Origin of the sequence: Amaricoccus tamworthensis, assembly GCF_049800875.1 — a bacterium.
Lineage (GTDB): Bacteria > Pseudomonadota > Alphaproteobacteria > Rhodobacterales > Rhodobacteraceae > Amaricoccus > Amaricoccus tamworthensis.
The window spans coordinates 296986-304938 of sequence record NZ_JBNAFV010000004.1; the positions used below are offsets into that span (position 1 = coordinate 296986).

The 7953-nt window shown below is 61.7% G+C and carries 10 protein-coding genes and 1 pseudogene; 9 read left to right on the forward strand and 2 right to left on the reverse strand.

Translation table 11 applies throughout. From position 1 onward, the window contains the following. Positions 1 to 133 precede the first annotated feature (133 nt). A complete protein-coding gene (locus tag ACP15P_RS10370; RefSeq protein ID WP_424928379.1) occupies positions 134 to 979 on the forward strand; it encodes a hypothetical protein in 846 nt (281 codons plus the stop codon). A 35-nt stretch (positions 980 to 1014) separates the two neighbouring features. Here ACP15P_RS10370 and ACP15P_RS10375 read toward each other — a convergent pair whose 3' ends face one another. Continuing rightward, a complete protein-coding gene (locus ACP15P_RS10375; RefSeq protein ID WP_424928380.1) occupies positions 1015 to 1305 on the reverse strand; it encodes a YggT family protein in 291 nt (96 codons plus the stop codon). A 135-nt stretch (positions 1306 to 1440) separates the two neighbouring features. Here ACP15P_RS10375 and ACP15P_RS10380 point away from each other — a divergent pair, with 135 nt between their 5' ends. From ACP15P_RS10380 to ACP15P_RS10400, 5 genes are read left to right on the forward strand one after another with little or no spacing between them, the layout of a single operon-like run. Then, positions 1441 to 2793 (forward strand): MFS transporter, encoded by a 1353-nt coding sequence (locus tag ACP15P_RS10380; protein WP_424928381.1) that lies wholly within the window; start codon positions 1441 to 1443, stop codon positions 2791 to 2793. Continuing rightward, positions 2790 to 3644, forward strand: coding sequence for a penicillin-insensitive murein endopeptidase (mepA, locus tag ACP15P_RS10385; protein WP_424928382.1), 855 nt, complete (start codon positions 2790 to 2792; stop codon positions 3642 to 3644). The genes ACP15P_RS10380 and mepA overlap by 4 nt, the downstream gene beginning before the upstream one ends. Then, positions 3641 to 4522 carry an esterase-like activity of phytase family protein gene (locus ACP15P_RS10390; RefSeq protein ID WP_424928383.1) on the forward strand — a complete coding sequence of 294 codons (882 nt, stop codon included), beginning with the start codon at positions 3641 to 3643 and terminating at the stop codon, positions 4520 to 4522. Before mepA ends, ACP15P_RS10390 begins: the two co-directional genes overlap by 4 nt. An 11-nt stretch (positions 4523 to 4533) precedes the next feature. Next, positions 4534 to 4890, forward strand: a complete 357-nt coding sequence (locus ACP15P_RS10395) for a hypothetical protein (protein WP_424928384.1) — start codon at positions 4534 to 4536, stop codon at positions 4888 to 4890. Continuing rightward, the gene (locus tag ACP15P_RS10400) at positions 4887 to 5309 is read left to right on the forward strand and encodes a VOC family protein (RefSeq protein ID WP_424928385.1); all 423 of its coding nucleotides are present in this window, start codon (positions 4887 to 4889) and stop codon (positions 5307 to 5309) included. Before ACP15P_RS10395 ends, ACP15P_RS10400 begins: the two co-directional genes overlap by 4 nt. A 67-nt stretch (positions 5310 to 5376) precedes the next feature. Here the strand turns inward: ACP15P_RS10400 and ACP15P_RS10405 are convergent, their stop codons facing one another. Then, positions 5377 to 5883, reverse strand: a complete 507-nt coding sequence (locus ACP15P_RS10405) for a DUF6647 family protein (RefSeq protein ID WP_424928386.1) — start codon at positions 5881 to 5883, stop codon at positions 5377 to 5379. A gap of 92 nt (positions 5884 to 5975) precedes the next feature. Between ACP15P_RS10405 and ACP15P_RS10410 the strand changes: the two are divergent. The 3 genes and pseudogenes from ACP15P_RS10410 to ACP15P_RS10420 all read left to right on the forward strand — a co-directional run. Further along, positions 5976 to 6173: pseudogene (locus ACP15P_RS10410) on the forward strand (LysR family transcriptional regulator); the annotation flags it as partial. Between the two features lie 30 nt (positions 6174 to 6203). After that, a complete protein-coding gene (locus ACP15P_RS10415) occupies positions 6204 to 6911 on the forward strand; it encodes a LysR substrate-binding domain-containing protein (protein WP_424928387.1) in 708 nt (235 codons plus the stop codon). An 80-nt stretch (positions 6912 to 6991) separates the two neighbouring features. Then, a protein-coding gene (locus ACP15P_RS10420; RefSeq protein WP_424926437.1) for an IS630 family transposase occupies positions 6992 to 7952 on the forward strand; the annotation gives its coding sequence in 2 pieces (ribosomal slippage) (positions 6992 to 7336 and positions 7338 to 7952; 960 coding nt in all). Position 7953: the final 1 nt, after the last annotated feature.

Here is a 7953-nt window from a genome sequence, read left to right on the forward strand (position 1 = left end):
CCGCGCACCACACGCCAAGGGAAACCGGATACGCCATCTTTACCTTTCCGCGGTCGACTGCCCGCGCGGGCTTGAGATGACGGCCCAGTTGGTAATAGTGGCTTATCCAGTGTGAGGTCGGGAGCAAAAGGCAATGGACGCTACAACCGCCACGTCTCTCTATGGCGAAATCACCCTGCCGGTCCTGAGCCTGCCACAGGTCGCCCTGCTTCTGCTCGCGACGCTCCCGTCAGCGGCGGTTGTCGGCTACTTTACCGGCGCGGCCCGGCGTAGATGGCTTCTGGCACGGGGTCGCGAGGTGGACGCGGTGGTGGGCGAGACCACGCTTGGCGCGATTCTGGCCCTGCTCGGGCTTCTGCTGGCCTTCAGCTTTGGCAACGCGCTTGGGATCTCCAACGAGCGCAAAACGGCCATGGTCGACGAGGCCGCCGCCCTCGGAACCGCTTTCCTCCGGGCCGATTACCTGTCTGAACCGGGTCGCACGGCGCTACAGGTTGCCCTATACGAATATGCCGAGACGAGGCTTCCGGCAGGTGACGGTCAAATCAATACTCTCGAAAAAGCCCGGGACTTTCTAAACCGCACTCTTGAGGCCCAGGCCGTTCTCTGGCCATTGACCGTGGAAGTCACACAGGACCCTGTTCCGGCGCCCATCAAAACCTTTGTCGCCGGGGCCGTGAACGACGCCCTCGACGCGCATCTCTACCGCGTCAAAACCCTGTCGCACCCGGTCTCCGACGTAACACAGCTCATGCTGCTCGCGGCGGCCCTGATGTCGCTCTTCCTCCTGGGCAACAGAGCCGGCCTGGTCGGCCGTTCCCTCTCGTGGCGGACATTCGTGCTTTCCGCGTTTCTATTCGTCGTGATGAACACAATCCTAGACACACAGCGCGGAAACGAAGGTTTCGTCCGTATCGATGACACCCCGATGCGGGCCACCGTGTTCGACATGAAAGAGGCTCTCGCAGGCCGCACTTAGGCCCGCGTCCCGCTCCCGCGCCTTTCCATACTTGGCTAGTAAGCCAGGCTGCGGGCGTTGTTGGTCAGAATGATCTCAAGCGCGAAAATCGCCACCAGCAAAACAATCGGCGACAGGTCCAGACCACCCATATTGGGCAGGAAGCTGCGGATCCGGCTGTAAATCGGATCGAGCAGACGGCTCAGACCATTCCAGATCTGCCAGACCAGCGGCTGGTTCGGATTGAGCACGTTGAAGTTGATCAGCCAGCTCATGATCACATGGGCGAAAACAATAAATTTCGCTATGCTCAATATCATGAGCAGTATCTGGATGAGTGACATCATGCGCTTAATCCAACCTCTGAGCCGTGTTTTCCGCCCATACACCTAATCGCCCGTGTGTCAGCCTGCAAGTCAATGCTTGAAGCTTCGGTAAAGGACGGGTCAAATGCCCGTGCAGGCCGCCTCCCGGGGAGTTACATGACACACAGCAACAGCCGGGGCATCCGCGCCTGGATGATGTTCGACTGGGCCAACCAGCCCTTCCAGACCCTCATCGTCACCTTCATTTTCGCACCATACTTCGTGGCCTCCGTCGTGGGCGATCCGGTTCAGGGCCAAGCCCTCTGGGGCACCGCCACGGCCATTGGCGGCTTCGCCACCGCAATCCTTGCACCCGTCGTCGGGGCCGTCGCCGACCGTACCGGCGCGCGCAAACCGTGGATTGCCGCGTTTTCCATTCCCTACGTTATCGGCTGCCTGGGTCTCTGGCTTGCCACACCCGAAAATGCCACGCCCTGGCTGGCCCTGTCGCTGTTCATAATCGCCTTCATCGGCTCCGAATTCACGCTTCTCTTTAACAACGCCATGTTGCCCGACCTCGTGCGCGGCCGCGAAACCGGCCGCATTTCCGGCTCCGGCTGGGCGCTCGGTTATGCGGGCGGTCTGGCCTCCCTCATCATCGTTCTGACCCTCATGGCACCCGCACCGGGTGGCGACAAAACCCTGATCGGCATCGCGCCCATTCTCGGCCTGGATCCCGCCACCGGCGAACCCGCCCGCGCCACCGGGCCATTGGCCGCAATCTGGTTCATCATCTTCGCGCTGCCGCTGTTCCTGTTCACACCGGACGCCCCCCGCCGTGGCAACCTCACGGGCGCTGTTGGTACGGGTCTGCGCGATCTGCTCACCACCCTAAAAAACCTCCGCCACCACCGCAGCCTCACCACATATCTCATCGCCTCCATGATCTACCGCGACGCCCTCGCCGCGCTCTTTGCCTTCGGTGGAATTTACGCGCGCGGCGTGCTGGACTGGGGCCTGTTCCAACTCGGTGTCTTCGGCATCATCGCCGCCGGCACGGGCGCCATCGGCGCATGGCTTGGCGGCAAGGCCGACCACCGTTTCGGCCCGCGTCCGGTCATCCGCGCCGCGATCTGGCTTTTGATCGTCGTCTCGCTTACCGCTCTCCTGACCAGCCGCGAGAGCGTGCTGATGATCCCCGTCCCCCCCAACTCCACCCTGCCCGACATCGTGTTTTTCATCGCCGGCGGCCTTCTCGGCGCGGGCGCGGGCATCCTCCAGGCCGCCTCCCGCACGCTGCTGATTGACCAGGCCCGCGGCCATGTCGACGCAGGCCAGGCCTTCGGTCTTTACGCCCTCTCCGGCAAGGCCACCGCCTTCATCGGCCCCGCCGCCATCGCCATCGCAACCACCGTCACCGGATCACAGCGTCTTGGCGTCAGTCCCGTCATACTTCTCTTTCTGATCGGATTATTTCTGCTACGTTGGGTGAGCGGGGGCACTGATCGCGGAAACGGCACTGATTCATGAAACACGCTCTACTCACGGCTCTTGCCCTCACGGTCCTGGCAACGGCCAGCCCGTCACAGGCGCAGACGGCCAGGGATCTTTTCTCGTCCAAATCCACCCCATCGTCCCACGGCGCGCACCCGGTCGGTCGTCACGCCAAAGGCTGCCTCGCCGGCGCGGTGCAACTTCCCGAAACCGGCCCCACCTGGCAGGCCATGCGTCTCTCCCGCAACCACAACTGGGGCCACCCGGAGGCCGTCCGCTTCGCCCAGCAACTCAGCGTTGCCGCGACAAAAGTCGGCTGGAAGGGTCTCTATATCGGTGACATCAGCCAACCCCGTGGCGGCCCCGTCTTCGGCCACGCCTCGCACCAGATCGGCCTCGACATCGACGTCTGGCTTCTGCCGCCGGAGCGGCTCAACCTCACACGCGCGGAGCGGGAAAACATCTCGTCACTCAACGTCCGCTCCGCCGACCGCAAAAGTGTGAACTCCAACTGGACCCGCGCCCATCACCGCCTGCTTGAGGCCACCGCCCGCGACTCCCGCGTGAACCGCATCTTCATCACCGCTCCGGTGAAGCTCCAGATGTGCGCCGACGCGCCCAAAAACGACCGGGCCTGGCTGCGGAAAATCCGTCCCTGGTGGGGCCACAACACCCATTTCCACGTTCGAATGAACTGCCCCAAAGGAGCCGTGGGCTGTGAAAATCCCGCGCCACTCCCGGCAGGTGATGGCTGCGAGGAGGCCATCTGGTGGGTCACCGACGCGCTCCAGCCCCCCGATCCCAACGCACCCGCCCCGAAGAAAAAGGCACCCCTGGTGCTGGCGGATCTCCCCGGACAGTGCGGGGACGTGTTAAACGACGGATGAGGACGACAGCATTCCTGGCCGTGGCGTTCTGCGCCATGGCATCCCTTTGCGCGGCCGGTCCCAAACTGATCCCCGACGCGGAAATCACCTGGACCGACAGGGACGTCCGTTTCGGCGGCCTCTCCGGCCTCATCCTGCGCAATAACGGCACTGAAATCACCGCCGTTTCCGACCGGGGCAACTGGGTTCAGGGAAAAATCACCCGCGAAAACGGCCGCCTCACATCGGTCCAGACGACCCGCATCGAGCCAATTCTGGCCATTTCCGGCGATCCGCTCGACGACGTTAACGTGGATGCCGAGGGCCTCGCCGAAGCCCGCGACGGCGCGCTGTTCGTCTCTTTCGAGGCCTTCCACCGCATACGCCGCTACCCCTCCATTTCCGGCCCTGCCCAGGACGTACCCTCACACCCGCAATTCCCAAGGCTTCAGAACAACTCCGGCCTTGAGGCCCTGGCCATCGACGCAGGCGGCACCCTCCACGCCATCCCCGAACGCTCCGGCAAACTCGAACGGCCATACCCCGTCTACCGCTACAGGGGCGGGAAATGGGACCGCTCCATGAAACTCCGCCGCGACGGTCAGTTCCTGGTCGTCGGCGCGGATTTCGGCCCCGATGGCCGCCTCTACGTGCTGGAGCGCCATTTCACCTGGCTCGGCGGTTTCGCCACCCGCGTCCGCCGCTTCGACGTCTCCGGCAATTCCCTGACCAACGAGGCCACCCTGTTTGAGACCGGCATCGGAGAAATGGACAACATGGAGGGCATCACCGTCTGGCGCGACAGCGACGGTCGCACCCGCGCAACCCTGATCTCCGACGACAATTTCTTCGCCCTGCAACAGACCGTCCTGGCCGAATTCATCGTCAGCGAGGATTAGGGACAACCGCCATGGCCTACATCTATTCCACGCTCATCATCGGCGTAATCGGCTTTCAGATCGCCCTGATCCTCGGCGCCCCCTGGGGTCGGATCACCCAGGGAGGCCAGGTTGACGGCCCGCTGCCCCGCTCGGGCCGCATCATCGCCGCCGTCTCCATCCTCCTGCTCATTGCCATGGCCCTCGCGGTCCTGTCCGCCGACGGCCACTGGCCAAACTGGCCCCGGTGGACCGCATGGGCCGCCCTCGCGGTTCAGGGCCTCAGCATGGTCCTGAACTGGATCACCCCCTCCGCAGCCGAGCGTAAACTCTGGGCGCCAATAACAACCGTGCTCTTCCTGCTCGCCGCCACGGTGGTTTTGGCGTGAGCGACGCCAAACTGAACACGGCTTCCGACCTCGCCACCCTCACCCAACACTTCGGGATAATCCTCGGCACCGAACGCTTCGATGACTGCGTGACCTTCTACCGCGACATCCTCGGCCTACCTCTCTGGTTCGAGAAGGACGGCCTCTGCTGCCTCCGCTTCGGCGGCGGCTACCTGATGATCGAAACCGGCGGCCATGCCCGCGACACCCGCAAGCCCAACTCCGAAAACCCGACCATGCTGCGCTTCAATGTCATGGACGTTCCCGCCGTCGCCGAAACCCTCCGGGCCCGCGGCATCACCGTGGACGTCCGCACCTTCGCCTGGGGCACCGTCGGCACCTTCACCGACCCCGACGGCAACGCCTGCGAGATCAAAAACGCCGATGATCCGTTTTTTCTGGGTTCCGAATGTTGCTGACCCGGCAGCCGACTTATTTTTTTTCTGTAAATGATCGCCCAAAACCATAACACCCAACGGCACCTTCTCAGGGGTGCACATCACTCAACCCGCATCCTGATGTCAGACCGACTGCCACCCAGTTGACATCCAGTGCGATCCCCCGTGCAGCCAGCCATTTCTGCTGCAAACGATAAGCCTCGGGTTCCTGGGACGACGGACACTCCTGACGAATACCAGGTTGGCGGTGATGTACAAGTTCATGCAATAAAACAGATAAATCGACAGGATCCGAAGCGCTCCAGGGTGTGATCAGGGTTATGGTTTGGGTTTTGGGTTCATAAATGCCACGGGTACGGGACCCAATCGACATTGTCGGATCTGCAACGTCACCGAGGGCTTCCGGACCGGAAAACCGTACTGTTGGCAAATGTTCGGCCCGCGGCAACCCGGAATTTTCGTCGAGCCAGTTTTCAAGCTCCAATATGACCGGGGCAAGTGGTTCAGCCACCAATTCCCGACAATGAAGTGTTGAACCAAATACCAGTACGAACCCAAACGCAAAGGCCCGGGTCGCTTGGAAAATGAGGGACATCCCGATCTCCCGGTGATATTATGTTGTGAATTCAACCTAACAGGAGCACGGTTTCCGGGACAAAAGACGAATTTTCATGGGAGGATGAATAGATTTCAACGTCGCGAAAGAGAAACCTTCCGCCTTTTTCGGCGGTCCGGGCTTTCGAAGCAGCCGCGCGCCACCTCAGTTTCGCGTCTGCTGCCGATGAACTCTGTGTCTCACCATCGGCCATATCCCACCAAATACGTGCGCTTGAGGATTACCTCGCGACTTCACTGTTTCAGAGAGATGGAAACCGGGTTGCACTTTCCGCGACCGGTAAGGCCTATGCCGGCCGAATGACTGATCTGTTGGACAATCTCGCCGACAGCACGGAACAGATCCGGTCCCACTCCAGCGAAGTTTTAAAAGTGCTTTGCACACCGGGCTTCGCGGCCCGTTGGCTGCTGCCGAGGCTTCCACGTTTCCGACACTCCGAGGCCGTACGCCTTCGCATAGCCGATGGCGCACCGTCCACTGACTTTAACTCAAACGATGCTGATGTTGTGATCAAATGGCGCGATGATCCCCAGGACGGCGTGGCGGTTTGGCCATTCCTTACTTCCGCCCGCACACCCGTTGCCGCACCGGGTTTCGCCGGGCGGCACTGTATTGTCCATCCCAAGGACCTTCTGGGGGTCACTCTGTTCAGGGACCAGACTGATGACATGTGGCCGAAATGGTTCGAAGCGGCGGGAGTTGTCGGAACCGCATCCGCTGAAGGGCCGCATTACCCCAACTGCGAGTACGCCACCACCGCCGCAGAAGCGGGTTTGGGCGTAGCGCTCGCATATGACGCCGTAATCCGCGACACCCTCTCGGAAGGACGCCTTGTCCGGCTGTTCGAGCCGGAAACACCCCCCTTCACGATCTATGCGATCGCCTGCGACGGCCGCCGCTCGGACGACAAAGTCATCAGTGCCTTTAGGGACTGGCTCCTTGCCGAAACCAGAGCCGACGGAACCTTGCCTGACATGGCCTCAGTCGAAACAGTATCCATGCACTAAAGCGGTTTGCGTTTGATCTGAATCGAATTGGGATTCACAAGCCCGCCTTCGTCTGATTCACTTCTGTTTGGAGGTGGATCATGGGCAAACCTTACTCTTTGGACCTTCGGGAACGGATTTGCGCCTACGTCGCTAAGGGCAATTCGGCCCGTTCAGCGGGGCGGCTGTTCGGTGTGAGCGCAGCCACGGCGGTGCGATTGGCAGCGGAGCACCGTAAACACGGCACGGCGGTTCCCAAGCCGCAAGGTCGTACCGCCGGCCGGTTCGGCAAACTCGCCCCGCACCGGGACTTTTTGCTGGAGATCGTGCAGGCCGAACCGGACATCACGCTCAAGGAACTGGCCGCCGCCCTCGCAGAGACACATGGCGTGGAAGTACAGCTCTCCTCGCTGCACCGCGCGCTCGAACGCGCCGGACTGTCATATAAAAAAAGGACTGATCGCGGCGGAACGTGACCGACCGGCGTTGCTCCAGGCCCGCCGTGATTGGATCAAGCGCCGCCAGCCCCGTATGCGCGCGGAGCCGCACAGGCTGGTTTTTATCGATGAAACTGCCGTGAAGACGAACCTCACACGGTTGCGCGGTCGGGCCCCTGTCGGTGAGCGGCTTTATGCCGGGGCACCTTTTGGCAAATGGGGCACGCAGACCTTCATCGCAGGGCTGACGCAGGATGCCCTGATCGCACCGTGGGTGATCAAGGGAGCCATGAACGGTCCGGCCTTCGACACTTACATCGAAACCCAACTGGCCCCGGCGCTCGAACCCGGAACAGTTGTGATCCTCGACAACCTGTCCACCCACAAAAGCCCGCGTGCGGCACAAGCCCTGAAAGAGCGCGGCTGCTGGTTCTTGTTCCTGCCCGCATACAGTCCCGATCTCAATCCCATCGAAATGGCCTTCTCGAAGCTCAAAGCCCACCTGCGACGCATCGGCGCCAGAACCTTTGAAACATTGTTTCAGGCGCTCGGAGACATCTGCGATCTGTTCGACCCGCAGGAGTGCTGGAATTTCCTCAAAGCTGCAGGGTATGCCTCAGATTAAA

Coding starts and splice junctions, on each gene's coding strand:
- ACP15P_RS10390 (WP_424928383.1), top strand. CDS start 3,641: ATGAGGACGACAGCATTCCTGGCCGTGGCGTTCTGCGCCATGGCATCC.
- mepA (WP_424928382.1), top strand. CDS start 2,790: ATGAAACACGCTCTACTCACGGCTCTTGCCCTCACGGTCCTGGCAACG.
- ACP15P_RS10415 (WP_424928387.1), top strand. CDS start 6,204: ATGACTGATCTGTTGGACAATCTCGCCGACAGCACGGAACAGATCCGG.
- ACP15P_RS10380 (WP_424928381.1), top strand. CDS start 1,441: ATGACACACAGCAACAGCCGGGGCATCCGCGCCTGGATGATGTTCGAC.
- ACP15P_RS10370 (WP_424928379.1), top strand. CDS start 134: ATGGACGCTACAACCGCCACGTCTCTCTATGGCGAAATCACCCTGCCG.
- ACP15P_RS10395 (WP_424928384.1), top strand. CDS start 4,534: ATGGCCTACATCTATTCCACGCTCATCATCGGCGTAATCGGCTTTCAG.
- ACP15P_RS10375 (WP_424928380.1), bottom strand. CDS start 1,305: ATGATGTCACTCATCCAGATACTGCTCATGATATTGAGCATAGCGAAA.
- ACP15P_RS10405 (WP_424928386.1), bottom strand. CDS start 5,883: ATGTCCCTCATTTTCCAAGCGACCCGGGCCTTTGCGTTTGGGTTCGTA.